Genomic DNA, 24,819 nt, shown 5'->3' on the forward strand with positions numbered 1-24,819 from the left:
ACCTCATGTCGTCTCCCCGAGTGCCGCCGGCCGCCGGCGCCGGGCGTCGAGCAACGGCAGCAGCGCGGCGGCGCCGACGAACACCGCGGCGAACACGCCGTAGAGGGCCAGCGGCCGCCAGCCGCCATCGAGGAGCACACCGGCCGCCAGCGGCGAGAGGATCGCCCCGCCGCGACCGACGCCGATCGCCCAGCCGACCCCGGTGGCGCGCACCGAGGCCCCGTAGCGGGTCGGCGCCAGGGCATAGAGGCCGGCCACGCAGGCGTTGGCGCAAAGACCGATCAGCAGCCCCAGCGCCAGGGCTGCGCCAGGCAGCCCGGCGCTCAGCGAGAACGCCGCCAGCAGGCCCGCAGTGAGCAGCATGAACAGCGCCAGCACCCGTTCCAGGCGGAAGCGCGCGGCGAGCCCGCCGAGCAGCGCGGCGCCGAAGATCCCGCCGATGCTCAGCAGGGTGCCGCCGGTGATGCCCTGGGCGCTGGACAGGCCGGCGGCGACCAGCAGCTTCGGGGTCCAGCTCATGACGAAGTAGAAGCCGAACATCACCAGGAAGAACAGCGCCCAGAGCAGCAGGGTGGTACGCCCCTGCGCCACGCCGAACAGGCCGGCCAGGCGGCTGCCGCGCCGCGCCTGGCGCTCGCTCGCGGGCGCCAGTTCGGCGAGCTCGGCACGGCCCAGGCGCCGCGCCAGCGCATTGACCCGCTGCAGCGCGCGGCGTGGCCGGCGGGCGAGGAGGAAGTCCAGCGACTCCGGCAGGCACAGGCAGACCAGCGGGATCACCGCCAGGGTCAGGCCGCCGCCGAAGGCGAACACCGAGCGCCAGCCCCAGGCGTCGATCAGCCCCACCGCGAGCAGCCCGCCGAGGGTCGCGCCCAGGGCATAGCCGGTGGATTGCAGGCTGACCGCCAGGCCGCGCCAGCGGCGCGAGGCGTACTCGCTGGCGATCACGTTGCTGCTGGCGAGGATGCCGCCGATGCCCAGTCCGGTCAGCCCGCGCAACGACGCCAGTTGCCAGGCCGCCTGGCTCAGCGCCGAGGCGAGCATGCCCAGGCCCGACAGCGCCAGGCAGGCGAGGATCAGCGGGCGGCGCCCCCAGCGGTCGGCCCAGGGCGCGATGAACAGCGAGCCGGCGGCCATGCCGAAGAGGCCGGCGCTGAGCAGCAGGCCGAGTTCGGTGCCGCCGAGGCTCCATTCGCTGGCCACCGACGAGGCGGTGAAAGCCATCACCAGCACGTCGAAGCCATCGATCAGGTTGAGCACGACGCAGACAGCCACCGCCAGCCACTGGAAGGGCCGCATCGGTTCGTCGTCGAGGACGCGGCGCAGGTCCTGGTTCATGGACGGCCCTCCCCGATCGGAGAGGAGGGAAGGCACGGCAGGCGGAAGCCAGACGCGGGAATGCAGGAATCCATCATCGGGAAAGCCCTTTTCTTGTTGTTGTACGCACGGCAAGCGCAGGCACCCTGGCACCGTTGCGGCGATCGGGCAATACAATTGGATCCATTGACAAGGCAAAAAGCAGGATCACCAGCACCTATCCAGCCTTCTGCACTGGCTAGGAGGGGCTCTGAAACGCGAAGAAGCACCCGTTCTTTCACGTAAAACTTTTATGTTCGGCTATCGAACAGATTATTTTTTGTACAGAAGCAATTGACTTGGAATAATTCACTCGCAAATCATTGGATCCAATACAAGAACAACCAAGAGGATCCGACGATGTTTCCGAAGAACGCCTGGTACGTGGCCTGCACCCCCGACGAACTGGTCGGAAAACCGCTCGGCCGGCGCATCTGCGACGAGCCGATGGTCTTCTACCGCGGCGAGGAGGGCCGGGTGGTGGCCCTCGAGGACTTCTGCCCGCACCGGGGCGCGCCGCTATCGCTGGGCTTCGTCGAGGACGGCGTGCTGGTCTGCGGCTACCACGGCCTGGCGATGGGCGAGGATGGCCGCACCCGTTCGATGCCGGGCCAGCGAGTCCGCGGTTTTCCCTGCATCCGCCACTTCCCGGTGGTGGAGCGGCACGGCTTCGTCTGGGTCTGGCCGGGCGACGCCGGGCATGCCGACGCCACGCTGATCCCTCGCCTGGAATGGGCGGAGAGTCCCGACTGGGCCTATGGCGGCGGGCTGTACCACATCCACTGCGACTACCGCCTGATGATCGACAACCTGATGGACCTGACCCACGAGACCTACGTGCATGCATCCAGCATCGGCCAGAAGGAAATCGACGAGGCCGCGCCGAGCACCCGGGTGGAGGGCGACGAGGTGATCACCTCCCGCCACATGGAGAACGTCATGGCCCCGCCGTTCTGGCGCATGGCCCTGCGCGGCAACGGCCTGGCCGACGACGTGCCGGTGGACCGCTGGCAGATCTGCCGCTTCACGCCACCCAGCCACGTGCTGATCGAGGTCGGCGTGGCCCACGCCGGCCACGGCGGCTACCGGGCGCCGGCACAGCGCAAGGCGGCGAGCATCGTGGTCGACTTCATCACCCCGGAGAGCGCTACCTCGATCTGGTACTTCTGGGGCATGGCGCGCAACTTCCAGGCCCACGACCAGGCGCTTACCGCGAGCATCCGCGAAGGCCAGGGGAAAATCTTCGGCGAAGACCTGGAAATGCTCGAAAGCCAGCAGCGCAACCTGCTGCGCCACCCACGCCGCGACCTGCTGAAACTGAACATCGACGCCGGTGGCGTGCAGGCCCGGCGCATCATCGAGCGACTGCTGGCGGATGAACGCCAGGCCGCCGCCCCTGACCGTGCCCAGGCCTGACGGGAGCCTTCGCCATGATCGAGGTCATCGTCGGCGCCATCCGCCTGGAGGCGCAGGATATCCACAGCTTCGAACTGTTCCGGGCCGACGGGGCGACACTGCCATCCTTCGAGCCGGGCGCGCACATCGACCTGCACCTGCCCAACGGCCTGGTCCGCCAGTACTCCCTCTGCGGGCCGGCCGAGCGGCCGCGCCACTACCGCATCGCCGTGCTGCGCTGCCGCGACTCGCGCGGCGGCTCGGCCGCGGTGCACGCCGAACTGCGGGTCGGCCAGCGGCTGCGCATCGGCGAGCCGCGCAACCTGTTCCCGCTGTCCACCGAGCCCGCACCGCGCCTGCTGTTTGCCGGCGGCATCGGCATCACTCCGCTGCTGGCGATGGCCGAACGCCTGGCCGGCGACGGTGCCGATTTCCAGCTGCACTACTGCGCGCATTCCGCCGAGCGGGCGGCCTTCGTCGACTACCTCGGCCACTGCGCCTTCGCCGACCGCGTGCACTGCCATTTCGACCATGGCGACAGCGCCCGCCGCGCCGACCCGCGCGTCCTGCTCGCGGCCAGTCCGCGCGACACCCAGCTGTACCTCTGCGGTCCGGCGGGCTTCATGCGCTGGATCGAAAGCGCCGCCCGCGACCTGGGCTGGGAGGAACACCGGCTGCACCGCGAACACTTCACCGCCGCGCCACAGGAGGCCGCCGCCGACACGCCCTTCGAGCTAGAGCTGGCAAGCAGTGGCGCGCTGATCCGGGTGGCGGCCGGGCAGACCGCGCTGGCGGCACTGCGCGAAGCCGGGGTGGAACTGCCGGCCTCCTGCGAGCAAGGCATCTGCGGCACCTGCCTGACCCGTGTGCTGGACGGCGAGCCAGACCACCGCGACCTCTACCTCAGCGATGAGGAGCAGGCCGCCAACGACTGCTTCACGCCCTGCTGCTCGCGTGCGCGCAGCCCACGGCTGCTGCTGGATCTCTAGTTCGCAGAGGTGTCGCCGTGGAGCACGGTGACGCCCTGTCGCGCCGGATCGAAGTAGTCGGCGTAACGCAGGGTGGCATTGGCGTGTTCGCGCATGATCGCCTCGGCGCGCGCGCCCTGGCCGTTGACCAGGGCGTCGACCGCGGCGTGGTGTTGCAGATGGGCGAAGTTGAAGCGGCGGAACTCCTGCTCGAGGTTGTCGCGGTCCACCGCCAGCGCGCTCACCGAGGCGAATGGCAGGTGGTCGTTGCGTGCCAGCGCCGCGGCGATCGCCGGGTTGCCGCTGGCCTCGACGACGGTGCGATGGAAGCGCATGTTCATCGCGTGATAGCGCTCCAGTTCCTCCAGCAGCACGTGGCCCTTGGCGAACAGTCGGTCGCCCTCGGCCAGGCATTCTTCCAGGATCGCCCGCGTCTCGGCGGACAAGCCGCGCTCGGCCGCCTGGCGCGCCGCCAGTCCTTCCAGCACGCCGCGCACCTCGACCGCGCCGGCGATGTCCTCACGGGTCATCGCGCGTACCGTGTAGCCGCGCCCGCTCTTGCACAACAACCCCTCCTGCTCCAGCGTGCGCAGGGCGATGCGCACCGGCATGCGCGACACCTGCAGGCGTTCGGCGGTGGGGATCTCGACGATGCGCTCGCCGGCGGCGAGCTCGCCGGAAGCGATCAGCTTGCGCAGCTCGGCCAGTACCCTTTGGCCCGGTTTGCTCATGGATTCAGCTACTCGATCGGGACGACCGGGGCATGATAGCGCGCCCCGGCCACCCTCGCCGGTCAGCTTTCGCGGTGGATGGCGAAGCCGGCCCAGGACTGGCTCACCGGCATGATCTCCAGGCTGTTGATGTTCAGGTGGGCGGGCTGGTTCATGATCCAGAAGATGGTCTCGGCGATGTCCTCCGGCTGGATCGGCCGCGCCCCGGCGTAGGTCTTGTCGTAACGCGCCTGGTCGCCGCCGAAGCGGACCAGGGAGAACTCGCTTTCGCACAGCCCCGGCTCCAGGTTGGTCACGCGCACCCCGGTGCCCTGCAGGTCGCAGCGCAGGTTCAGCGAGAACTGCTCGACGAAGGCCTTGGTGCCGCCGTATACGTGGCTGCCCGGGTAGGGCCAGCGGCCGGCCACCGAGCCGAGGTTGACGATGCTCGCCCCGGCGCCGTGGGCGATCAGCCGTGGCAGCAGCAGGCGGGTGCTGTAGAGCAGGCCCTTGATGTTGGTATCGACCATGGTGTCCCAGTCGTCCAGGTCGCAGGACTGCGCCGGGTCGGTGCCCAGCGCCAGGCCGGCGTTGTTGATCAGGCCGCGCAGGCGGGCGAACTCTTCCGGCAGGCTGTCCACGGCCGCGTGCATCGCCGCGCGGTCGCGTACGTCCAGGGTCAGCGGCAGCACCCGGGTCTGCGCCGACAGCTCGGCGGCCAGCGCCTGCAGGCGTTCCTCGCGACGGCCGGTGAGCACCAGCGACCAGCCGGCCTCGGCGAAACGACGGGCGCAGGCTTCGCCGAAGCCTGAGGTGGCGCCGGTGATGAACAGGGTGGACGACATGGGGCATCTCCTCGTACGGGGTGGAAAAACGGTATCCGGGGATTCTAGAGGCTCGCGGCGCGCCATTGCCCATACAGTTGCAGGCGACTTCACCCGCCCCTGGCCAGGAGCTGAACAGCGCGGCGCAACTCGCGCCGGACCTGCGCTACAGCGAATGACCAGCGACCTGTCCACAGGACATTGCACGGTTTTCCTGAACAACTGTGGCAGCGCGCTGGCGATGGGCCTGGGGACAAGTCGTCCCGACGAAGCGCTGGACAGTTTCTGATCGATAGCCCGCAAGGCTCGCCAGACCGGGCTCCTGGCGATTCTTGCCCACCTTGTCCACAGGGCCTCGCACAGAAATCCTGAACAACCCCGGGCGGCGTTATCCACAGCCCGGGCGTCCGCCTCAATGCCCGCCGAGATAGGCGTTGCGCACCTCCTGGTTGCCCAGCAGCTCCTCGCCGCTGCCGCTCATGCGGATCTCCCCGGTGACCATCACGTAGGCGCGGTCGGAGAGCTTCAGCGCATGGTTGGCGTTCTGCTCGACGAGGAAGAGGGTCATGCCGCTGCTGGCCAGCTCGCGCAGGGTCTGGAAGATCTGCTTGACCACAATCGGCGCCAGGCCCAGGGACGGCTCGTCGAGCAGCAGCAGCTTCGGCCGGCTCATCAGCGCGCGGGCGATGGCGAGCATCTGCTGCTCGCCGCCGGACATGGTCATGGCGCGCTGGTTGCGCCGCTCTTTCAGGCGCGGGAACAGCTCGAACATGCGCTGCATGTCCGCCTCGGCGTGGTCCATGCCGATGGGGATGGTGCCCATCAGCAGGTTTTCCTCGACGCTCATGTCGGGGAACACCCGGCGTCCTTCCGGCGCTTGCGCGATGCCATTGGCCGCCACGTAGTGCGCCGACTTCTGGCGGATGTCCTGGCCGCGGTAGAGGATCTGCCCGGCCGCCGCGCGCGGCTGGCCGAAGATCGACATCAACAGCGTCGACTTGCCCGCGCCGTTGGCGCCGATCAGGCTCACCGTCTCGCCCTCGTCGACTCGCAGCGAAACCTTCCTCAGCGCCTGGATCGGCCCGTAGAACACGTCCACTTCACGGAATTCCAGCAACGCCGCGCTCATGACAGCTCCTCTTCGTCGGCACCGAGATAGGCGGCGATCACCTTCTCGTCATGGCGGATCTGTTCGGGGTCGCCACGGGCGATCACGTCGCCGTGGTCGAGCACGATGATGTGGTCGGAGATGTTCATCACCATGCCCATGTCATGCTCGATCAGCAGCACGGTGATCCCGTGGTGGTCGCGCAGGTAGCGGACGATGTTGCTCAGGGCGTGGGTCTCGGCCGGGTTGAGGCCGGCGGCCGGTTCGTCCAGGCAGATGATTTCCGGCCGTGTGCACATGGCCCGGGCGATCTCCAGGCGCCGCTGCTGGCCGTAGGACATTTCGCCGGCCAGGCGGTTGGCGCAGTCCACCAGGTCGACCACTTCCAGCCAGTAGAACGCGTGGTCCAGCGCCTCGCTCTCGGCGCGGCGATAGCCGGGAGTGTCGAGGATGCCGGCGAGCAGGTTGCGGTTGACGAACATGTGCTGCGCCACCAGCAGGTTCTCCACCACCGACATGTCCTTGAACAGGCGGATGTTCTGGAAGGTCCGCGCCAGCCCGGCGCGGTTCACCAGGTGGGTGCCGCCGAACATCTTGTAGTAGAGACGGCTGCCCAGTTGCGGCGGCTTGACGAAGTCGTCCAGCTGGAACGGCTCGCCGAGCACCTGGATGACGTCCGTGGTGCGCCCCTGGGTGTTGAGCAGGATGTTGCCGCCGGTGGCCTTGTAGAAGCCGGTGAGGCAGTTGAACACGGTGGTCTTGCCGGCGCCGTTGGGGCCGATCAGCGCGGTGATCGAACCGCGCTCGACGTCGAGGTTGACGTCGTTGAGCGCCTTGATGCCGCCGAAGTGCATCATCAGGTGCTCGACGCTGAGGATTTTGTCGCTCATGGCGCCACCCCCTTGCGCGGGGCGAAGCCCACCCGGCTGATGCGGATCAGCCCGCGCGGCCGCCAGATCATCATCACCACCATGAGGATCCCGAGCAGCAGCACGCGGATGTCGGCGAAGCTGCGCAGCAGCTCCGGCGCCACGGTGAGGACGAAGGCGGCGATCACCACCCCGACCGTCGAGCCCATGCCGCCGAGCACGACGATGGCGAGGATCAGCGCCGACTCGAAGAAGTTGAACGAGGACGGGTTGACGAAGCCCTGGTAGCTGGCGAAGAACACCCCGGCCAGCCCCGCGGTGGAAGCGCCGAGCATGAACGCCGAGAGTTTCACCAGCACATGGTTGAGGCCCATCGCGCGGCAGGCGATCTCGTCCTCGCGCAGCGCCTCCCAGGCGCGCCCGACCGGCATCCGGGTCAGCCGGTGCTTGATGTAGAGCACCAGCAGCACGACCAGGAACAGCACCACGTAGATGAACAGGAACTTCATGTTGGGGTTGTAGGCGATGCCGAGGAACTCGTGGATCGGCACCCCGCCGTCCTTGGCCCGGCGGCCGAACTCCAGGCCGAGGAAGGTCGGCGCCGGCGCCGGCATGCCGTTCGGCCCGCCGGTGAAGGACAGCCAGTTGTTCAGCACCAGGCGGATGATCTCGCCGAAGCCCAGGGTGACGATCGCCAGGTAGTCGCCGTGCATGCGCAGCACCGGGAAGCCGAGGATCGCCCCGGCCACCGCTGCGCCCAGCGCGGCCAGCGGCAGCACGCTCCAGAAGCCCAGGCCGAGGTACTGGTAGCCCAGCGCCAGGCCATAGGCGCCAATGGCGTAGAAGGCCACGTAGCCGAGGTCGAGCAGCCCGGCGAGGCCGACCACGATGTTCAGGCCCAGGCCCAGCAGCACGTAGATCAGGCCGAGGATGACCACCGCCAGCAGGTACTTGCTGGCGAAGAACGGGAAGATCACCGCGGCCACCAGGATCAGCGGCACGATCCAGCGCAGCCGGGTCTTGTAGCCCGGCGGCAGGACGTGGACGCCGCTGCCGGCCCCCTCGAAGCGCTCCAGCACGGCGCGCCCGCCGCGGGTCTGCAGGTAGAGGCTGAGCAGGAAGCGCCCGCCCATGACGATCGCGATGATCCAGGCGACCCGCTCGAAATGCAGGTTGAAGCCGTAGCCGTCGAGGACCACGCCGACGATGGGGCCGAACACCACCAGGGCGATCAGCCCGGAGAGCACGGCATCGAGGACGCACTGCTTGAGATCGATGGAAGTCTCGTTGCTCATCGTCGTCCCCTTACACCTTGGCGATCTGCGGGCGGCCGAGCAGGCCCTGGGGACGGAAGATCAGGATCAGCACCAGCAACGAGAAGGCGAACACGTCCTTGTAGTCGGTGTTGACCATCCCCGAGAACTGCGCCTCGGCCACTCCCAGCACCAGGCCGCCGAGCATCGCCCCGGGCAGCGAGCCGATGCCGCCGAGCACCGCCGCGGTGAACGCCTTGATGCCGATGATGAAGCCGGCGTAGAAGTCGAAGGTGCCGTAGTTCATGGTGATCAGCATCCCGGCCAGGGCGGCCATCGCCGCGCCGATGACGAACACGTAGGAGATCACCCGGTCGGTGTTGATCCCCAGGATCGAGGCCATCTTGCGGTCCTGCTGGGTCGCCCGGCACATGCGCCCGAGCCTGGTGCAGCGGATCACGTAGGTGAGTACCGCCATGCCGATCAGCGAGGCGACCAGGATGAACAACTTGGTGTAGGTGAGCTGGACGAAGCCGTCGCCGACGTGGAACTTCAGGGCCCCGTCGAGCAGGGTCGGGATCCCCTGCTGGCGCGGGCCCTGGGCCACCTGCACGTAGTTCTGCAGGATCAGCGACATGCCGATCGCCGAGATCAGCGGCGCCAGGCGCGTGGAGTTGCGCAGCGGCTTGTAGGCGATGCGTTCGATCACCCAGCCGTAGGTGCAGGTCACCAGCACGGTGAACAGCAGGGTGCCGAGGATCAGCAGCGGGAAGTTCTGCAGGCCGAAGAAGGCCAGCAGGGCAAGGGCGATGGCCGAGAGGTAGGCGGAGATCATGTACACCTCGCCATGGGCGAAGTTGATCATGCCGATGATGCCGTAGACCATGGTGTAGCCGATGGCGATGAGGCCGTAGACCGAGCCGAGGGTCAGCCCGTTGATCATTTGCTGGAGGAAGATGCCGTCCATTTTTCAGTCTCTTCAGGGCGAATCGCGACGGCCTTTGTAAGGCGCGCCGGCGCTCACCGGTGAAAGCGGACGGGTGCTACTGAAACGGCCCCGGATCGCGGGGCTCCAGACCGACCACACGCAGACGTCTTCGGCGAATCCGCACTACGGCGGCAAGCACGGGCGAGCACTTCAGCAGCTCCCGGACTTACCCATGCGCCGGGCTTGTGCCCGGCGCATGGCGGTCGAGCGCGATCAGGGCAACTGGTGATACTTGCCCTTGTCGTCCCACTCGTAGACCACGTAGTCGGAGACTTTCAGGTCGCCCTTCTTGTCCCACTCCTTCTTGCCCATCACGGTCTGCACCGGATGCGACTTCAGCCACTCGGCGGCCTTGGCCGGATCGTTGGCGCCGGCACCCTTGAAGGCCGCCGCCAGGGACTGGATCGAGGCATAGGAGTAGAGGGTGTAGCCTTCCGGCTCGAAACCGCCGGCACGGAACTTCTCCACCACCGCCTTGCCGTCGGGGATCAGCCGCGGGTCGGCGCCGAAGGTCATCAGCACGCCCTTGACGTACTGCGGACCGCCGGCGGTGGTCGCCAGTTCGTCGGTGACCACGCCGTCGTCGGACATGAACCTGGCGGTCAGTCCCTGTTCACGCATCTGCCGTACCAGCGGACCGGCTTCCGGATGCAGGCCGCCGAAGTAGACGACCTCGGCACCGGAGGCGCGGATCTTGGTGACCAGCGCGTTGAAGTCCTTCTCGCCGCGGGTCAGGCCCTCGTAGAGAACCTCTTTCACGCCGAGCTTGTTCAGTTGCGCCCTGGTGGCGTCCGCCAGGCCCTGGCCATAGGTGTCCTTGTCGTGGATCACCGCGACCTTCTTGGCCTTGAGCACCTTGACGATATAGTCGCCGGCGACCACGCCCTGCTGGTCGTCGCGGCCGCACATGCGGAACATCCCGGAGAGTCCGCGCTCGGTGACCTGCGGGTTGGTGGAACCGGGGGTGATGGCGATGATCCCGGCCTCGTCGTAGACCTCGGATGCGGGGATGGTCGAAGAAGAGCAGAAATGGCCGACCACGGCGATGGCCTTGTCCTGGTCGACCAGGCGGTTGGCGACGGCCACGGCCTGCTTCGGTTCGCAGGCGTCGTCGGCCTTGACCAGCTTGATCTTCTCGCCGTTGATCCCACCCGCCGCGTTGATGTCTTCCGCCGCCTGGGACGCGCCGCGCCAGTATTGCTCGCCGAAGGAGGCGTTGGCGCCGGTATGCGGTCCGGCCACGCCGATCACCACGTCGGCCAGCGCATGCGTGGAAAGACCCATCACGGAAGATACCGCTAGAGCCAGGATGCCTTTTCTGAACAGCTTCTTGGACATGGGGTGTTGCTCCTGAAAATGATGTTGGCGCTCGTAACTACGATGTTGTTGTTGTGTTTCGCTCAACAGGCAGAGCAAGCGGCGTGCCATTCGTTTTTTTCCTGAGTGGCCGGCCACAAGAACTTTAGCCCTCCTTTCCGTTTTTATCTTTGTTATTGGAAATCAGTCATTTAATTGCTTCCGCGGCATTTCTTCCTGGAAGCTGGAGCCCAGGCATCGCGCCACCTGTGCCGCCCCTAGGAATAACTCTACAACGATATTAACGCGGTTAGGAACTGCACAGCACTGGTGCATCCGGCGCACTAATCGAGGTCCTCTTTTTTCATTAACATGCAGGCCAGAGCGGTTTTTCAAATTAATATGAACATGAACTTCCAGGCATTCTGTACCCGATGGAAAGAGTCGGTCCGGATACGACGCGAACATATCCGTGCGCGACAGCTTTTTTTTTCAAAGGCCCTGTGATGGATTGGCCATGGGCGGGCGACGGCTCTATCGCGAGTCTCGCCGGGCAGTAATAAGCGCCGCTGGCGCCTCTCGCAAGCGACCTTTCCTCCCCTGGTCATTCCGTTTATTCATATAGCGCCCCGTCCGCACCCGCCGCGCCAGGAACCCGCCATGCTGAACAAACGCCGCCTGCCGTCGATGACCGCCCTGCAATGCTTCGAAGCGGTGGCCAGGCACCTGAGCTTCACCCGCGCCGCCGAGGAGCTGAGCCTGACCCAGAGCGCCATGAGCAAGCAGGTCGCCCAGCTCGAGGAGCAGTTGCAGCACGCCCTGTTCCGCCGGGTGCGCAAGCGCCTGCAACTGACCCCGGCCGGCGAGCTGTACCTGGCCGAGGTACGGCGCATCCTGCAGCAGGTCGAACTGTCCACCCGCTTCCTGCTCTCCTACGGCGGCGAGACCGAAGTGCTGCGGGTGGCGACCCCGCCGACCTTCGGCGCGCGCTGGCTGATCCCGCAACTGAACGGCTGGCGCCACCGCCACCCGAACATACACCTCGACCTGCGCCAGGAACTGGAGCCCGACGACCTGCGCCAGGGCCATTGCGACCTGGCGTTCTTCTTCGGTCCCGGCACCCTGCCCGGAGCCGAATGCATCCGCCTGTTCGGCGAGGAACTGGTGGCGGTCTGCGCGCCCGCCCTGCTGCCAGCCGGCGGGCTGGACGAGCCGACCCAACTGGCCGGGCTGGTGCTGCTGCAGAACGCCAGTCGCGCGGAAGCCTGGCACGACTGGTTCGCCAGCCTCGGACGGAACTGCCAGGGCTGCTACCACGGGCCGCGCTTCGACACCTTCTACATGTGCATCCGCGCCGCCCAGGCCGGCTGCGGGGTGGCTCTGCTGCCACGCTTCCTGGTCGAGGAGGAACTCGCCGAAGGCAAGCTGGCGATCGCCTGGCCGCACGCCCTGCCCAGCCAGGAGGCCTACTACCTGGCCTATCCCGAGCATGCCGCGGAAGTGCCCAAGGTGCGCCATTTCGTCGAATGGATGCGGGAGCGCCTGGGCCTGCCTCAGGCCGACGCCGGCTCCAGCCAGACATCTTCGTAGCCGTCCCCGTCGATGAGGAAGCGCGCGCCCGGCGGCAGGTACAGGTAATCGAGCACTTCTGGCAGCAGCTCGGCGAGATGGGCGGCATGCACTGGCTGGTAGAAGTCCTCGGCTTCGGAGTACTCGCCGGCATGGATGAACCAACTGACATTGCCACCTTCCGGCAGCTCGATACGGCTGCCGTGCAGCGGCGAATCTCCCAACGTTCGCAGGGCCAGCGCCAGCATCGGCTCTGGCGCCCGCGGTTCCAGGCCATGGCGACGGCAGACTTCCAGCTGGCGGTCGGAAGGAACCCCCATCAGGACGCCAGCAGGCTGCGGTCGAAAACGAAGGCGCCGCCCGGCTTCGGGGTGAAATGCAGGACGTGTTGCGGGCGCCCCATGGGTGGACGCTGGCGCTCGCCGGTGTCCTCGACCCAGCCAGCTTCCTTCATCCGCTCCAGGCGGCCGCGCAGGCTGGAATGCTGGACTTCCTGGCCGATGGCGCACTCGAAGGCCTTCAGCGCCTCGGCCACGGTGAAGCGCGGCGCCAGCAGGAACAGCGGCAGGGCACTGTATACCGATTTGCTCGCCAGGCGCTCGCAGGCCTGCTGCACCAGTTGGAGATGGTCGAACGGCAGGGCGAAGCGTTCGCTGCGCACCTCGCGCAGCGGCACGAAGTCGAGGTCGTCGTCCTCCACCCGGGTGTCCGGGCCGACCAGCACCAGGTAGAACACGCTCAGCGACCAGCCGCGCGGGTCGCGCACGGCGTTGCCGACCGTGGCCACCTGCTCGATGTAGGCCGGCTCCAGCCGCGCCTTGTCGCGCAGGGCGCGCACCGCCGCGTCGTCGAGGCTGTGGTCGGCGCTGCGACCGTTCACCAGCACGCCGGGCAGTGCCCACTGCCCGGCGAAAGGCGCCTGGGCACGGCGGATCAGCAACAGCTCCAGTCCGTGCCCGGGGTTGAGGCGCAACGCCACGATATCCACGCTGGCCAATACTTCCGCTGAACTCATCCTCACTCCTCCTCACACCGCCCGGCGCGCGACGCCATAGCAGTGCAATTCATCCTTCACCTCCGGCAGGCACCAGGCCTCCGGGATTTCCAGTCCTTCGCGCAGACGCTGGCGGATCATCGAGCTGTGCAGCGCCAGCCGCTCCTCCGCCACCAGCCGGCCGAAGCGCCAGCACAATTCGGCGGCGCGTTCGAAGCGCGGCAGCTCCGCCTCGTTATCGGCGCCGATCAGCAGGGCGATCCGCGGCGACGCCAAGCCACTGCGCGCGGCCAGGGCCTCCAGCAGATCGATGCTGTAGACCGCCGGACGATCGGGCATCAATCCTGCTTCGATCGGCTCGCAGTACACCCGCCGCGGATCGATGCGCCGGGCCAGCCGCGCCAGCCAGCGGCAACGCTGCTCGAAGTCGCTCATGCGCTTGCCGAAGGCGTGCCGGTGGCTCGGCACCAGGGCGACCCGCTCGGCGCAGAGCAACGCCCGGCGGATCACCGACTCATGGCCGGGGTGCGGCGGGTCGAACGCCCCACCGTAGACCGCGAGGGCGAAGTCGGGGGCGCGTCCGCCGCTCATCCCGGCAGGCAGTCGGCGAATCCGGGAACTTATTTCATCACGCATAGAAAATACCTTCCACTGCGAAATTTTGTAGTACAAGTGCTTGACGACTTATTTCACGTGATGAATTATGTACCCACATTCAGCCCCAACCCGTCAAGCGGAGGCTTCCATGAATCGTCCCAGCAAGATCGCCAGCTTCGATGTCGACGCCCAGAAAGGCTTCACCCCGCTGTGCCCGGACGAACTGCCGGTGCCCGGCGGCGACGCCATCGGCGCCGCCCTCAACCTGTTGGCCAGCCGTGCCGCGCTGCGCCTGGGCAGCAAGGACGCGCACAGCCCGAAGGCTGCCTGGGTAGTGGAAAGCGCCGCGCAGATGCTGCGGCCGCTGGCCTATCCGGACGCAGACCTGACCTGGGTCGCCCACTGCGTGCCGGGTACGCCGGGCTTCGAGCTGCTCGACGAGCTGCCGCGGCCGATCGACTACGACTTCTTCGTCTGGAAGGGCGTGGAGCCGGACCTGCATCCCTACGGCGCCTGCTACCACGATCTGGCGGAACGGCGCAGCACCGGGGTCATCGAATACCTGAGGCAGAATGGCGTGAGCCATGTGCTGGTGGGCGGCCTGGCGCTGGACTACTGCGTGAAGAACACCGCCCTGCAACTGCGCCGCGCCGGTTTCGAGGTGCTGCTCTACCTGCCCGCCTGCCGGGCCATCGCCGAGGACACCGCGCAGCGGGCCTGCGACGAGATGCGCGACGCCGGGGTGATCCTCTGCGCCGACCTGGAACGACTGGATAGCGCCCTCGCCGGCGCCGACAAGGAGAAGTGAACATGGCCGAAAGCGTCTTCGCCGAGCGCATCGTGCAGAACCTGCTCGATACCGATTTCTACAAGCTGACCATGATGCAGGCGGTGCTGCACAACTACCCCAACGCCGAAGTGGAGTGGGAATTCCGCTGCCGCAACGCCGAGGACCTGCGTCCGTACCTGGCGGAGATCCGCTACCAGATCGAGCGCCTCGCCGAGGTCGAGGTGACCGCCGACCAACTCGCCTTCCTCGAGCGTATCCCGTTCATGAAGCCGGATTTCATCCGCTTCCTCAGCCTGTTCCGCTTCAACCTGCGCTACGTGCACACCGCCATCGAGGACGGCCAGCTGGCGATCCGCCTGCGCGGCCCATGGCTGCACGTGATCCTCTTCGAAGTGCCGCTGCTGGCCATCGTCAGCGAGGTGCGCAACCGCTATCGCTACCGCGAGGTGGTCCTGGAGCAGGTCGGCGAGCAGCTTTATCGCAAGCTCGACTGGCTCTCCGCCCAGGCCAGCAGCGAGGAACTGGCGGAGTTCCAGCTTGCCGACTTCGGCACCCGCCGGCGCTTCTCCTACCGTACCCAGGAGGAGGTCGTGCATATCCTCAAGCGCGACTTTCCCGGCCGCTTCGTCGGCACCAGCAACGTGCACCTGGCCCGCGAGTACGATCTCAAGCCGATCGGCACCATGGCCCACGAATGGCTGATGGCCCACCAGCAGCTCGGTCCGCGGCTGGTCGACAGCCAGGAAGCCGCGCTGGACTGCTGGGTCCGCGAATACCGCGGGCAGCTCGGCATCGCCCTGACCGACTGCATCACCATGGACGCCTTCCTCGCCGACTTCGACCTGTACTTCGCCAAGCTCTTCGACGGCCTGCGCCACGATTCGGGCGACCCGCTGGCCTGGGCGGAGAAGGCCATCGCCCACTACCGCCGGCTGGGTATCGACCCGCTGAGCAAGACCCTGGTGTTCTCCGACGGGCTGGACCTGCCCAAGGCGTTGCAGCTGTTCCGCGCGCTACGTGGCAAGATCAACGTCAGCTTCGGCATCGGCACCAACCTGACCTGCGATATTCCCGGGATCGAGCCGATGAACATCGTCCTGAAGATGACGGCCTGCAACGGCCACCCGGTGGCGAAGATCTCCGACGCCCCGGGCAAGACCCAATGCCGCGACGAGAACTTCGTCGCCTACCTCCGCCACGTCTTCAACGTGCCGGGGTAACCTCTTCGAACCTAAAGGGAGCACGAACATGCAACAGATCCAACGCGACATCGCCCAGGCCCTGCAGGTCCAGCCGCCGTTCCGGACGGAGGCCGACGTGCAGGCGCAGATCGCCCGGCGCATCGCCTTCATCCAGCAGTGCCTGAAGGACTCCGGGCTGAAGACCCTGGTGCTGGGGATCAGCGGCGGCGTCGACTCGCTCACCGCCGGCCTGCTGGCCCAGCGCGCCGTCGAGCAACTGCGTGAGCAGAGCGGCGACCAGGCCTACCGTTTCATCGCCGTGCGCCTGCCCTACCAGGTGCAGCAGGACGAGGCCGACGCCCAGGCTTCGCTGGCGACCATCCGCGCCGACGAAGAGCAGACCGTCAACATCGGTCCTTCGGTAAAGGCCCTGGCGGAACAGCTGGAAGCCCTGGAAGGCCTCGAGCCGGCGAAGAGCGACTTCGTCATCGGCAATATCAAGGCGCGCATCCGCATGGTCGCCCAGTACGCCATCGCCGGCGCCCGTGGCGGCCTGGTGATCGGCACCGACCATGCCGCCGAGGCGGTCATGGGGTTCTTCACCAAGTTCGGCGACGGCGCCTGCGACCTGGCTCCGCTCAGCGGCCTGGCCAAGCATCAGGTGCGCGCCCTCGCCCGCGCCCTCGGCGCGCCGGAGAACCTGGTGGAGAAGATCCCCACCGCCGACCTCGAGGACCTGCGCCCCGGCCATCCGGACGAGGCCTCGCACGGCGTCACCTATGCCGAGATCGACGCTTTCCTGCACGGCCAGCCGCTGCGCGAGGAGGCCGCGCGGGTGATCATCGATACCTACCACAAGACCCAGCACAAGCGCGAGCTGCCGAAGGCGCCCTGAACCTCTCGGCCCGCGCGGCAACGCCCGTCGTCGACGGGCCTTGTCGCGGGCGGGAATGCGCCTGTCGCAAACAGGTCTTCAAGTCCTCGCGACGGCGCGCTAGAAGGAGACTGTAATCCCCGCGAAGGCCCGCCATGCGCCCCAGAATTCCTGCCCTGCTCCTCGGCCTCGTGCTGGCCGGCCAGGCCCACGGACACACCTCCCCGTTGCTCGACCCGGTGCGGCAGATCCACGCCTTCGGCGACAGCTATTCGGATAACGGCGAAAGCCAGCGGCTGACTCGCGAGATGCTCGCCAAGGGCGTCGCCGGCGCCCAGGCGTTACCCGGCGAAGTCTACTGGCAGGGCCGCTGGAGCAACGGCCCGACCGCCGTCGAGGTGCTCGCCCGCCAGCTCGGCGCGCAGTTGGCCGACCATGCGGTGGGCGGCGCCAAGAGCGGAGCGGACAACTACTACGGCTGGATGAGCGCCTACCGCCATACCGGCCTCGCCGGCCAGGTCGACGCCTACCTCGCCACCCTGGAGGGCAAGCCGGCCGACGGCCAGGCGCTGCATTTCATCTTCATTTCCGCCAACGACTTCTTCGAGCACGAGGATTTCGCCGGCGAGCAGCCCCTGGAACAACTGGCCGGCAGCAGCGTGGCGAACATCCGCGCCGCCGTGCAGCGCCTTGGCGACGCCGGCGCACGGCGCTTCCTGGTGGTCAGTTCGACAGACCTGAGCGTGGTTCCGGCGGTGGTCGCCGGCAACCGGGTGGAACGGGCGCAGCGCTACCTGCAGGCGGTCAACGCCAGTCTGCCGATCCAGCTCGCCGCCCTGCGCAAGACCCGCGGCCTGGAGCTGAGCTGGTTCGACCACCAGACCTTCAGCAGCCACCTGCGGCGCAACGCGGCGCGCTACGGCCTGGTGGAGCTGGACGCGCCCTGCCAGCCGACCCTGCCACGGGTCCGCCCGGCCTGCGCCAATCCCGACCAGTACTACTTCTGGGACGAATGGCACCCGACACGGCGCGTACACCAACTGGCCGGCGAGGCGATGGCGGCGCGCTACGCCCGCTGAGCCTGGCGCGAGGCCCATGAAAAAGCCCGGCAGCGGCCGGGCTTTTTCGTGCGGCGATCGCGCGCGATCACTTCAGGGTCAGGGTGCCCTTCATCAGCGCGGAGTGGCCCGGGAAGGTGCAGAAGAACATGTACTGTTCGCCTTCCTTCAGCTTGGAGACGTCGAAGGTCACGGAGTCTTTCTCGCCCGAGCCGATCAGCTTGGTGTGGGCGATGATGCGGCCGTCGTCGGGCTTCAGGTAGTCCTTGTCCAGGCCGGAGGCCATGCCGTCGGTGACCACGCCCTGCATGTCGGCGGCGGTGCTCAGTACCCAGTTGTGGCCCATGACGTTCTTCGGCAGGTTGCCGGGGTGGGACAGGTTGACGGTGAACTGCTTGCAGCTCTTGTCGATGGTGATCGCGTTGGTGTTGAACTGCATCTGGTCGTTACCCTGGATGTCCACCGAGCACTCGGCAGCCAGCAGCGGCGCACTGAGCAGGGACAGCAGGGATACCGCAGCGAGTTTACGTAGCATGGAGCAGCCTCCTAGGCAGGTTGGGCGATGAATCCTGAAAGAGCAGACTGCCCGATCGGGCGCCGAGTTCCACTGATTCAGGTCAAACCCGAACCGGACGTGGCGGGGCATCGAGCGGGATCTGCCCGGCGTTTACTACGGGGAACCCCAGTTTTAGCACAGAAGTGCCGCTTCGCGCCTGCGACGCAACGTCCGGCAACGCTTCGGACGGCTTGGTCGAAGCGAGCCGAGCCGCTACCCTGTGCGCCTTTTTCACCCCCGACAGGAGTCGAACATGACCTTGCGTTCCGTCTGCGTATTCTGTGGCGCCAGCCCCGGCGCCTCCCCGGTCTACCAGGAAGCTGCCGTGGCCCTCGGCAGGCACCTGGCCGAGCGCGGCCTGACCCTGGTCTACGGCGGCGGCGCGGTCGGCCTGATGGGCACCGTGGCGGACGCCGCATTGGCCGCCGGCGGCGAGGTGATCGGGATCATCCCGCAGAGCCTGCAGGAAGCCGAGATCGGCCACAAGGGCCTGACCCGCCTGGAAGTGGTGGACGGCATGCACGCGCGCAAGGCGCGCATGGCCGAGCTGGCCGATGCCTTCGTCGCCCTGCCCGGCGGGCTCGGCACCCTGGAAGAGCTGTTCGAGGTCTGGACCTGGGGCCAGCTGGGCTACCACGCCAAGCCGCTGGGCCTGCTCGAAGTCAACGGCTTCTACGACCCGCTGCTGGCCTTCCTCGACCACCTGGTCGACGAACGCTTCGTCCGCGCCGAACACCGCGGCATGCTGCAGCGCGGCGCCAGCCCGGAGGCGCTGCTCGACGCCCTCGCCGCCTGGACGCCGAGCGTGGCGCCGAAGTGGGTCGACCGCACCCCGCTGTAATCCACTCCCCGCTCAGGACGGCGGCAGCAGGCTCAGCGGGTCGAGCGGCCGGCCGTTCTGGCGGATCTCGAAGTACAACTGCACCCGGTCGGCATCCGAGGAGCCGGCCTCGGCGATCTTCTGGCCCTTGCTGACCATCTGTCCCTCCTTCACCAGCAAGCGGCTGTTGTGCGCGTAGGTGCTGGTGTACGAGGTACCGTGCTGGATGATCACCAGGTTGCCGTAGCCGCGCATGTTGTTCACCGCGAACACCACCTTGCCGGCCAGCGAGGCCTGCACCGGCTGGCCCAGGGTGCCGGCGATGCGGATGCCCTTGTTGAGCTTGTCGGAACTGGAGAAGCGGCGGATCACCGGCCCCTTCATCGGCCACTGCCAGCCGCGCAGGGTCACCGACGGCGGCGGAGGCGGCGGCTTGCGCGCACGGGCGCTCGACGAGGAGCGGCGGCTGGCGACGTAGGTCGACTTGCGCCCGTCGAAGCGCACCACCTGGCCGACCTTCACCGCGTAGGGCGGGCGGATGCCGTTGGCGCGCGCCAGGTCCTTGTAGTTCCAGCCATGGCGGGTGGCGATCGAGTAGAGGGTATCGCCGCGCTTGACGCGGTATTCGCCGCGCACGACCTTCGGCACCGACGCTCCCGGAGCGGAAGCCTTGGAGCTGCACGCGGATACCGCCAGCAGGACGGCGATCAAGAGCAATCTGAAAAACACACGGAATCCTTTTTCCGATGGAACCCGGCCGGCGGCGGCGACGGTTGCAGGCCCGCACTATACCCGTTCGCCGGCCAGCCCGTTGGACCCGTCGCCGTCCCGTTCGCTCCCGCCCGACCTCGCCCGGCGGCGGCCACCAAACGAAGACGCCCCGCGAAGCGGGGCGTCTTCTCGACTCGATCCGCGACCGCGCGTCAGGCCCCGCCAGCCTGCTGCACGATCACCGTCTGCGCCGGCATCGGCGCCGGGAAGTCCGCGCCAAGGGCGTCCTTGATCACCTTGTTGGTGTCGAAGTAGACCTGCCAGTAATGGTCGTTGTGGCAGTACGGACGCACCGCCAGCACCGGTCCGACCAGGTTGAACTCGAGGATCTCCACGTCCACCGGCGGCTCGCCGAGCACGTTGGGAATCGCCGCGACACGCTGCCTGAGCAGGGCGATGGCCGCCTGGTAGTCGGCGGCGCCGGAGAGCTGCGCCTTCAGTTCGACCCGGCGGAACGGGTTGTGGGTGAAGTTCTGGATGTTGTCGCTGAAGATCTTGTTGTTGCCGACCATGGTCAGCACGTTGTCCGGGGTGTTGATCGCGGTGGTGAACAGGCCGATCTCCTTGACCGTGCCGGTCACCCCGCCGGCGGTGATGAAATCGCCGACCTTGAACGGCCGCAGGACGATGATGAAGCCGCCGGCCGCCAGGTTCGCCAGCAATCCCGACCAGGCCATGCCGATGGCCAGGCCGACCGCCGCGATCAACGCCGCCAGGCTGGTGGTCTGGATGCCGAAGAAACCGAGGATGCCCACCACCAGGAGGATGTTCAGGGTCACCGTGATGAACGAGCCGACGTAGCGCAGCACGGTCGGGTCGACCTTCTGTCGCTCCAGGGACTTCTGCACCATGCCGACGGCGAAGCCGATCAGCCAGCGGCCGATCACCCAGAAGGCGATGGCCGCGAGAATCTTGATGCCGAAGGCGAAGGCGTACTGGGACACCGTCGCCCAGAGCGCGTTGATCTTCTCGGTACCTACGTTGACGATCGTCGTGTCATCCATATCGCTCACCCTGCGCAAGGAAGGAGTCTGGCTCCGTACGAGAACCGCCCCTGACCCGGAACCGCCTGTTCCGGCCCCTGGCCCGACAACGTCCGTAGCGGATCCTGGAAAAGCTAGCACGCCGCCGCGAATTTGCCGGAGCACCGCTTCGTTGTCCCCAAACGGCGTGGGCGAGGCTGTGGACAAGCTGGGAGAAAAACGCCGCGGCCCCCGATTGGCTGGGCCTGGCGAGGACTGCTCGGTTCTTGATCAGCGGCCGCCTTCCGCCACCGGCAACACGGTCACCCGCACCTCCGGATCGTGGCTGCCGCCGCCGAGGATCACCCCGCGCAAGGGCGACACATCGGAGAAGTCGCGGCCCCAGGCCAGGGTGATGTGCTCCCGGTCGGGGAGGATGTTGTTGGTCGGGTCGAAGTCCACCCAGCCGTTGCGCGGGCAGTACAGCGAAACCCAGGCGTGCGAGGCATCGGCGCCGATCAGGCGCGGCTGCCCGGGCGGCGGCCGGGTCAGCAGGTAGCCGCTGACGTAGCGCGCCGCCAGGCCACGCGAACGCAGGCAGGCGAGCATCAGGTGGGCGAAGTCCTGGCAGACTCCGCGGCGGCGCTCCAGCACCTCGCTCAAGGGCGTCGCCACCTGGGTCGCCTGGGCGTCGAAGGCGAACTCGCGGAAGATCTTCTCCATCAGCGCCGCCGTCGCCACCAGCAGCGGCCGGCCAGGCGGGAAGCAGGCGGCGGCGAACTCGGCGAACGGCCCCTGGCGGCGGACATAGGGCGAATCGACCCGGTAACGGCAGGCATCCAGTTCGGCGGCATCCAGCGGCCGCCCGGAAAATGCCAGTCCGGCGGCGACCGCGTCCCAGGCCGGCGACGCCGCCAGTTGCGCCGGCGCGTGGGCGAACACCTCGACCTGCAGGCGCGCGCTGACCCGCAACTCCTCGTGCGGCCGCTCGAAGGCCAGCCGGCTCAGCGGATTGCCGAACGCATCCTCGCCATCCTCGCGCCGGCTCGGCCCCGGCTCGACCAGCAAGGCGCGCTCATGGCAGCGCTGCCAGGCGCAGTCGCGCGGCCACAGGTGCGCCAGTTGCCACGACAGCGACACCGGCGCCGCGTAGCGGTAGTGGGTGTCGTGCAGCACCTGGTAGCGGGCGCCACGGAACGGAACGGAGCGAAGGGCGGGAGCGGACATCAGGTGGATACCGTTCTCTGGCTGACGTCGTCGACATGGGCGAAATGGCGCAAGCCTAGCCGATCCGAGACCTGCCCGGCGCTGCCGGCGATCTCGCGCAGCAGCCGCGCCAGCCCGGCGAGCACCTCGTCGAGCCCGGCCGCGCCGAACAGCGGGCTTTCCAGGGTCGCCAGGTCGAAGCCGCGCAGGCGTTCGCCGAGGGCCTTCAGTTCGCGCTCGCGCGGCGCGCCGAACTCCTGGTGCAGGTGTTCCAGGGAGCGCTCCAGGGCCTGTAGCTGGAAGCGCAGCGAGTGCGGGTTCTGCTCGTGCAGCAGGAGCAGGTCGAGCACCGGGATCAATTGTGGCGAGGCCAGGTAGCGCGAGCGGTAGGTGATGCCGCTGTTGCCCAGTTCCAGCAATCCGTCCAGCGCGCCCGGGTCCCAGGCGGTGCCGGCGTCGAGGAAGGCGGCGATGCTCTCGGCGAAGAAGCGCACGCGTTCGATGCGCCGGCCGATCATCAGGAAACGCCAGCCATCATCGCGGGTCATGTCGTCGAGGGCGAAGCCGGACAGCGCGGCCAGGGACATCAGCAGCCGGTCGAGGAAATCCAGCGCCTCGCCGAGATCGGTGCGCGCCGGGTCGAGCGCCAGAGCATCGCGCTGCAGCGCCAGCAGCGCCAGCCAGTTCTCCCCCGACAGGCGCCCGCGCACCTGCGCCGCCGCCCCGTGCAGGCGGCGCAGGTTGGCGCACAGGCTGGCCGCCCAGTGCTCGTCGAGCAATGCCCGCAGCAGGCGCCGTTCCAGCGCCGCGGGCGCATCGGGCAGCAGACCGATGTCGGCGGCCAGGGCCAGGGCGCTGCGCAGCGCCTCGTCGTCGCCGTCGGCATCCACGTAGCGCGACAGCACCACCCGCAGTAGCCGTGCGTGGTCGTCGCAGCGCTCGGCATAGCGACCGAACCAGAACAGGTTTTCCACTACCCGCGACGGCAGGTACGGGTCTTCGCGTACCAGGTCGCGCACACCGAGCGAACGTGGCCGCAAGGGCTCGCCACCGACCGGGCGCTCGGCGAGCACCCAGGTGTCCTTGCTGGCGCCGCCGCGCTGCATCGACACCACTTCGGCATCCGCCGCGGAAGCCACCCGGGTCAGCCCGCCGGGCATCACCCAGTAGCGCCCGTCGCTGGCGGCGACGGCGAACACGCGCATACCGATCGCCCGCGCCTGCAGAGCGCCGTCGGCGCCGTCGTCGCGCCACACCGGCGCCAGGGACAGCTGCGCCAGGCGCTGCGCCACGTAGGCCTGCGGCTGCTCGCGCAGGCGCTCGTCGAGCGCGGCCAGGCCGGCGGCATCGAGGGCGTGGCCGAACAGCGGCTCGAACCGCTGGCCGGGAAAGGCCGGCTTGATCACCAGCCCAGGCAGTTCCGCGCTTATCGCGTCCAGCGCCTGCGGCTCGCCGCACCAGCGGGTAGCGACCGACGGCAGCGCCAACTCCTCGCCGAGCAAGCGGCGGCTCGCCGCCGGCAGGAAACCGAGCAGGCCGGGCGATTCCAGCACCCCGCTGCCCAGCGCATTGGCCATCAGCACCCGTCCCTGGCGCACCGCCTCGAGCAGGCCTGGAATACCCAGGGCGGAATCGTTGCGCAGCTCCAGCGGATCGCAGAAGTCGTCGTCGAGGCGGCGCAGTACCGCGTGCACGCGCTTGAGGCCACCGAGGGTCTTCAGGTAGAGGGTGGCGTCGCGCACCGTCAGGTCGTGCCCCTCGACCAGCGGGAACCCGAGCTGGCGCGCCAGGTACAGGTGTTCGAAATAGGTTTCGTTGAAGCGCCCAGGGGTCAGCAGCACCACCAGCGGCGTCTCGCCGTCGCTGGCGGCCTGGCTGGCGAGGGTTTCCTGCAGGGTGCGGAAGTACCCGGCCAGGTACTGCACGCGCAGGTCGCGGTACAGTTCCGGCAGGGCCCGCGAGACGATCTGCCGGTTCTCCAGCGCATAGCCGGCGCCGGACGGCGCCTGGGTACGGTCGGCGAGCACCTGCCAGCGGCCATCGGCATCGCGCACCAGATCGACGGCATAGCTGTGCAGGAAGATCCCGCCGGGCGGCTGGATGCCTACTGCCGGCCAGAGGAAGTTCGGATGGCCGTAGACCAGCTCGCTGGGCAGCAGCCCCTCGGCGAGCAGGCGCTGCTCGCCGTACAGGTCGGCCAGCAACGCGTTGAGCAGCCGTGCCCGTTGCGCCACGCCGGCGGCGAGCGGCTGCCACTCGGCGGCCGACAGCAGGTTCGGCAGCAGGTCTAGCTCCCAGGGCCGGTCGGTGCCCTTGGGATCGGCGTAGACGTTATAGGTGACCCCGTTTTCCTGGATCTGCCGCTCGACCAGCGCCTGGCGCTGGCGCAACTGCGCCGGGCCGCTGCGCTCCAGTTGGCGGAACAGGCGCTGCCAGTGTGGACGCACGCCGCCCTGGCGATCGAGCAGTTCGTGGTAGGCCGTGTCGCGTGACGGAGGGTGGGCGGGCAGCTCGGGCATCGCGGGCTCGCGGGGCTGGGTTTGCGGTCACTGTAGCGGACTCGGCGGCACGCCGCCGGAGCAAAGCGACGAGGCGTCGCCAGGGGCGGTAGCACAGCCTCCGCAAAGGACCGGGGCAGTTCCCGTGGCGCAAGACTTGTGCCAGAGCCAGCGGCCGC

Annotated in this window: 24 protein-coding genes; 8 read left to right on the top strand and 16 right to left on the bottom strand. The window is 68.0% G+C overall.

The window, feature by feature from the left end:
• Nucleotides 1-3: 3 nt before the first annotated feature.
• The gene (locus PSPA7_RS26865) at nucleotides 4-1,335 is read right to left on the bottom strand and encodes an MFS transporter (protein ID WP_033997488.1); all 1,332 of its coding nucleotides are present in this window, start codon (nucleotides 1,333-1,335) and stop codon (nucleotides 4-6) included.
• Nucleotides 1,336-1,713: 378 nt separating this feature from the next.
• Between PSPA7_RS26865 and PSPA7_RS26870 the strand changes: the two genes are divergently transcribed.
• Together PSPA7_RS26870 and PSPA7_RS26875 are read left to right on the top strand one after the other, a co-directional pair.
• Nucleotides 1,714-2,769 (top strand): Rieske 2Fe-2S domain-containing protein, encoded by a 1,056-nt coding sequence (locus PSPA7_RS26870; RefSeq protein WP_012077606.1) that lies wholly within the window; start codon nucleotides 1,714-1,716, stop codon nucleotides 2,767-2,769.
• A gap of 14 nt (nucleotides 2,770-2,783) precedes the next feature.
• Entirely contained in the window at nucleotides 2,784-3,737 is a 954-nt protein-coding gene (locus PSPA7_RS26875; protein WP_012077607.1) for a PDR/VanB family oxidoreductase, read from the top strand.
• On the opposite strand, the gene PSPA7_RS26880 is transcribed toward PSPA7_RS26875, so the two are convergent.
• The 7 genes from PSPA7_RS26880 to PSPA7_RS26910 form a co-directional block, all read right to left on the bottom strand.
• Complete coding sequence (locus PSPA7_RS26880) at nucleotides 3,734-4,447, bottom strand: GntR family transcriptional regulator (RefSeq protein ID WP_012077608.1); 714 nt, start codon at nucleotides 4,445-4,447, stop codon at nucleotides 3,734-3,736. The two genes, PSPA7_RS26875 and PSPA7_RS26880, sit on opposite strands and share 4 nt — an antisense overlap.
• A gap of 62 nt (nucleotides 4,448-4,509) precedes the next feature.
• Nucleotides 4,510-5,271: an SDR family oxidoreductase gene (locus PSPA7_RS26885; RefSeq protein WP_003150750.1), complete on the bottom strand. Its 762-nt coding sequence runs from the start codon at nucleotides 5,269-5,271 to the stop codon at nucleotides 4,510-4,512.
• A gap of 391 nt (nucleotides 5,272-5,662) precedes the next feature.
• Nucleotides 5,663-6,379, bottom strand: a complete 717-nt coding sequence (locus tag PSPA7_RS26890) for an ABC transporter ATP-binding protein (RefSeq protein ID WP_012077611.1) — start codon at nucleotides 6,377-6,379, stop codon at nucleotides 5,663-5,665.
• Nucleotides 6,376-7,248, bottom strand: coding sequence for an ATP-binding cassette domain-containing protein (locus PSPA7_RS26895; RefSeq protein WP_012077612.1), 873 nt, complete (start codon nucleotides 7,246-7,248; stop codon nucleotides 6,376-6,378). Before PSPA7_RS26895 ends, PSPA7_RS26890 begins: the two co-directional genes overlap by 4 nt.
• Nucleotides 7,245-8,522: a high-affinity branched-chain amino acid ABC transporter permease LivM gene (livM, locus tag PSPA7_RS26900; protein ID WP_012077613.1), complete on the bottom strand. Its 1,278-nt coding sequence runs from the start codon at nucleotides 8,520-8,522 to the stop codon at nucleotides 7,245-7,247. The genes PSPA7_RS26895 and livM overlap by 4 nt, the downstream gene beginning before the upstream one ends.
• Nucleotides 8,523-8,532: 10 nt before the next feature.
• Nucleotides 8,533-9,447 (bottom strand): ABC transporter permease subunit, encoded by a 915-nt coding sequence (locus tag PSPA7_RS26905; protein WP_012077614.1) that lies wholly within the window; start codon nucleotides 9,445-9,447, stop codon nucleotides 8,533-8,535.
• Nucleotides 9,448-9,681: 234 nt separating this feature from the next.
• Complete coding sequence (locus tag PSPA7_RS26910) at nucleotides 9,682-10,806, bottom strand: branched-chain amino acid ABC transporter substrate-binding protein (RefSeq protein WP_041025425.1); 1,125 nt, start codon at nucleotides 10,804-10,806, stop codon at nucleotides 9,682-9,684.
• 618 nt (nucleotides 10,807-11,424) lie between these two features.
• Here PSPA7_RS26910 and PSPA7_RS26915 point away from each other — a divergent pair.
• Nucleotides 11,425-12,354, top strand: coding sequence for a LysR substrate-binding domain-containing protein (locus PSPA7_RS26915; protein WP_003156792.1), 930 nt, complete (start codon nucleotides 11,425-11,427; stop codon nucleotides 12,352-12,354).
• Here PSPA7_RS26915 and PSPA7_RS26920 read toward each other — a convergent pair.
• From PSPA7_RS26920 to PSPA7_RS26930, 3 genes are read right to left on the bottom strand one after another with little or no spacing between them, the layout of a single operon-like run.
• A complete protein-coding gene (locus tag PSPA7_RS26920; RefSeq protein ID WP_012077617.1) occupies nucleotides 12,318-12,653 on the bottom strand; it encodes an immunity protein Imm33 domain-containing protein in 336 nt (111 codons plus the stop codon). The two genes, PSPA7_RS26915 and PSPA7_RS26920, sit on opposite strands and share 37 nt — an antisense overlap.
• The gene (locus PSPA7_RS26925) at nucleotides 12,653-13,348 is read right to left on the bottom strand and encodes an NUDIX domain-containing protein (protein ID WP_003156794.1); all 696 of its coding nucleotides are present in this window, start codon (nucleotides 13,346-13,348) and stop codon (nucleotides 12,653-12,655) included. The genes PSPA7_RS26920 and PSPA7_RS26925 overlap by 1 nt, the downstream gene beginning before the upstream one ends.
• Nucleotides 13,349-13,360: 12 nt before the next feature.
• A complete protein-coding gene (locus tag PSPA7_RS26930) occupies nucleotides 13,361-13,963 on the bottom strand; it encodes an adenylyltransferase/cytidyltransferase family protein (protein ID WP_012077618.1) in 603 nt (200 codons plus the stop codon).
• A 109-nt stretch (nucleotides 13,964-14,072) separates the two neighbouring features.
• Between PSPA7_RS26930 and PSPA7_RS26935 the strand changes: the two genes are divergently transcribed.
• From PSPA7_RS26935 to choE, 4 genes are all read left to right on the top strand, one after another.
• Nucleotides 14,073-14,732 carry a nicotinamidase gene (locus PSPA7_RS26935; RefSeq protein ID WP_003156796.1) on the top strand — a complete coding sequence of 220 codons (660 nt, stop codon included), beginning with the start codon at nucleotides 14,073-14,075 and terminating at the stop codon, nucleotides 14,730-14,732.
• A gap of 2 nt (nucleotides 14,733-14,734) precedes the next feature.
• Complete coding sequence (gene pncB, locus PSPA7_RS26940) at nucleotides 14,735-15,934, top strand: nicotinate phosphoribosyltransferase (protein ID WP_003156797.1); 1,200 nt, start codon at nucleotides 14,735-14,737, stop codon at nucleotides 15,932-15,934.
• Between the two features lie 28 nt (nucleotides 15,935-15,962).
• Nucleotides 15,963-16,790: an NAD(+) synthase gene (nadE, locus tag PSPA7_RS26945; RefSeq protein WP_012077619.1), complete on the top strand. Its 828-nt coding sequence runs from the start codon at nucleotides 15,963-15,965 to the stop codon at nucleotides 16,788-16,790.
• 134 nt (nucleotides 16,791-16,924) lie between these two features.
• Nucleotides 16,925-17,848 carry a cholinesterase ChoE gene (gene choE, locus PSPA7_RS26950; protein ID WP_003156800.1) on the top strand — a complete coding sequence of 308 codons (924 nt, stop codon included), beginning with the start codon at nucleotides 16,925-16,927 and terminating at the stop codon, nucleotides 17,846-17,848.
• A 67-nt stretch (nucleotides 17,849-17,915) separates the two neighbouring features.
• Here choE and azu read toward each other — a convergent pair whose 3' ends face one another.
• Nucleotides 17,916-18,362 (bottom strand): azurin, encoded by a 447-nt coding sequence (azu, locus tag PSPA7_RS26955; protein WP_012077620.1) that lies wholly within the window; start codon nucleotides 18,360-18,362, stop codon nucleotides 17,916-17,918.
• Between the two features lie 274 nt (nucleotides 18,363-18,636).
• Here azu and PSPA7_RS26960 point away from each other — a divergent pair, with 274 nt between their 5' ends.
• Nucleotides 18,637-19,224, top strand: coding sequence for a cytokinin riboside 5'-monophosphate phosphoribohydrolase (locus PSPA7_RS26960; RefSeq protein ID WP_012077621.1), 588 nt, complete (start codon nucleotides 18,637-18,639; stop codon nucleotides 19,222-19,224).
• Between the two features lie 12 nt (nucleotides 19,225-19,236).
• Here PSPA7_RS26960 and PSPA7_RS26965 read toward each other — a convergent pair whose 3' ends face one another.
• From PSPA7_RS26965 to PSPA7_RS26980, 4 genes are all read right to left on the bottom strand, one after another.
• Nucleotides 19,237-19,932 (bottom strand): peptidoglycan DD-metalloendopeptidase family protein, encoded by a 696-nt coding sequence (locus PSPA7_RS26965; protein ID WP_012077622.1) that lies wholly within the window; start codon nucleotides 19,930-19,932, stop codon nucleotides 19,237-19,239.
• A 194-nt stretch (nucleotides 19,933-20,126) separates the two neighbouring features.
• Nucleotides 20,127-20,978: a mechanosensitive ion channel family protein gene (locus PSPA7_RS26970; RefSeq protein ID WP_012077623.1), complete on the bottom strand. Its 852-nt coding sequence runs from the start codon at nucleotides 20,976-20,978 to the stop codon at nucleotides 20,127-20,129.
• Nucleotides 20,979-21,227: 249 nt separating this feature from the next.
• Nucleotides 21,228-22,163, bottom strand: coding sequence for a transglutaminase family protein (locus PSPA7_RS26975; RefSeq protein ID WP_012077624.1), 936 nt, complete (start codon nucleotides 22,161-22,163; stop codon nucleotides 21,228-21,230).
• Nucleotides 22,163-24,661, bottom strand: a complete 2,499-nt coding sequence (locus PSPA7_RS26980) for a circularly permuted type 2 ATP-grasp protein (RefSeq protein WP_012077625.1) — start codon at nucleotides 24,659-24,661, stop codon at nucleotides 22,163-22,165. The genes PSPA7_RS26975 and PSPA7_RS26980 overlap by 1 nt, the downstream gene beginning before the upstream one ends.
• Nucleotides 24,662-24,819: the final 158 nt, after the last annotated feature.

The organism is Pseudomonas paraeruginosa PA7 (assembly GCF_000017205.1).
Classification (GTDB): domain Bacteria; phylum Pseudomonadota; class Gammaproteobacteria; order Pseudomonadales; family Pseudomonadaceae; genus Pseudomonas; species Pseudomonas paraeruginosa.

What these genes read in the sequence shown, in the direction of transcription:
- PSPA7_RS26865 (WP_033997488.1), bottom strand. Translation starts at nt 1,335, where the DNA reads ATGAACCAGGACCTGCGCCGCGTCCTCGACGACGAACCGATGCGGCCC.
- PSPA7_RS26870 (WP_012077606.1), top strand. Translation starts at nt 1,714, where the DNA reads ATGTTTCCGAAGAACGCCTGGTACGTGGCCTGCACCCCCGACGAACTG.
- PSPA7_RS26875 (WP_012077607.1), top strand. Translation starts at nt 2,784, where the DNA reads ATGATCGAGGTCATCGTCGGCGCCATCCGCCTGGAGGCGCAGGATATC.
- PSPA7_RS26880 (WP_012077608.1), bottom strand. Translation starts at nt 4,447, where the DNA reads ATGAGCAAACCGGGCCAAAGGGTACTGGCCGAGCTGCGCAAGCTGATC.
- PSPA7_RS26885 (WP_003150750.1), bottom strand. Translation starts at nt 5,271, where the DNA reads ATGTCGTCCACCCTGTTCATCACCGGCGCCACCTCAGGCTTCGGCGAA.
- PSPA7_RS26890 (WP_012077611.1), bottom strand. Translation starts at nt 6,379, where the DNA reads ATGAGCGCGGCGTTGCTGGAATTCCGTGAAGTGGACGTGTTCTACGGG.
- PSPA7_RS26895 (WP_012077612.1), bottom strand. Translation starts at nt 7,248, where the DNA reads ATGAGCGACAAAATCCTCAGCGTCGAGCACCTGATGATGCACTTCGGC.
- livM (WP_012077613.1), bottom strand. Translation starts at nt 8,522, where the DNA reads ATGAGCAACGAGACTTCCATCGATCTCAAGCAGTGCGTCCTCGATGCC.
- PSPA7_RS26905 (WP_012077614.1), bottom strand. Translation starts at nt 9,447, where the DNA reads ATGGACGGCATCTTCCTCCAGCAAATGATCAACGGGCTGACCCTCGGC.
- PSPA7_RS26910 (WP_041025425.1), bottom strand. Translation starts at nt 10,806, where the DNA reads ATGTCCAAGAAGCTGTTCAGAAAAGGCATCCTGGCTCTAGCGGTATCT.
- PSPA7_RS26915 (WP_003156792.1), top strand. Translation starts at nt 11,425, where the DNA reads ATGCTGAACAAACGCCGCCTGCCGTCGATGACCGCCCTGCAATGCTTC.
- PSPA7_RS26920 (WP_012077617.1), bottom strand. Translation starts at nt 12,653, where the DNA reads ATGGGGGTTCCTTCCGACCGCCAGCTGGAAGTCTGCCGTCGCCATGGC.
- PSPA7_RS26925 (WP_003156794.1), bottom strand. Translation starts at nt 13,348, where the DNA reads ATGAGTTCAGCGGAAGTATTGGCCAGCGTGGATATCGTGGCGTTGCGC.
- PSPA7_RS26930 (WP_012077618.1), bottom strand. Translation starts at nt 13,963, where the DNA reads ATGCGTGATGAAATAAGTTCCCGGATTCGCCGACTGCCTGCCGGGATG.
- PSPA7_RS26935 (WP_003156796.1), top strand. Translation starts at nt 14,073, where the DNA reads ATGAATCGTCCCAGCAAGATCGCCAGCTTCGATGTCGACGCCCAGAAA.
- pncB (WP_003156797.1), top strand. Translation starts at nt 14,735, where the DNA reads ATGGCCGAAAGCGTCTTCGCCGAGCGCATCGTGCAGAACCTGCTCGAT.
- nadE (WP_012077619.1), top strand. Translation starts at nt 15,963, where the DNA reads ATGCAACAGATCCAACGCGACATCGCCCAGGCCCTGCAGGTCCAGCCG.
- choE (WP_003156800.1), top strand. Translation starts at nt 16,925, where the DNA reads ATGCGCCCCAGAATTCCTGCCCTGCTCCTCGGCCTCGTGCTGGCCGGC.
- azu (WP_012077620.1), bottom strand. Translation starts at nt 18,362, where the DNA reads ATGCTACGTAAACTCGCTGCGGTATCCCTGCTGTCCCTGCTCAGTGCG.
- PSPA7_RS26960 (WP_012077621.1), top strand. Translation starts at nt 18,637, where the DNA reads ATGACCTTGCGTTCCGTCTGCGTATTCTGTGGCGCCAGCCCCGGCGCC.
- PSPA7_RS26970 (WP_012077623.1), bottom strand. Translation starts at nt 20,978, where the DNA reads ATGGATGACACGACGATCGTCAACGTAGGTACCGAGAAGATCAACGCG.
- PSPA7_RS26975 (WP_012077624.1), bottom strand. Translation starts at nt 22,163, where the DNA reads ATGTCCGCTCCCGCCCTTCGCTCCGTTCCGTTCCGTGGCGCCCGCTAC.
- PSPA7_RS26980 (WP_012077625.1), bottom strand. Translation starts at nt 24,661, where the DNA reads ATGCCCGAGCTGCCCGCCCACCCTCCGTCACGCGACACGGCCTACCAC.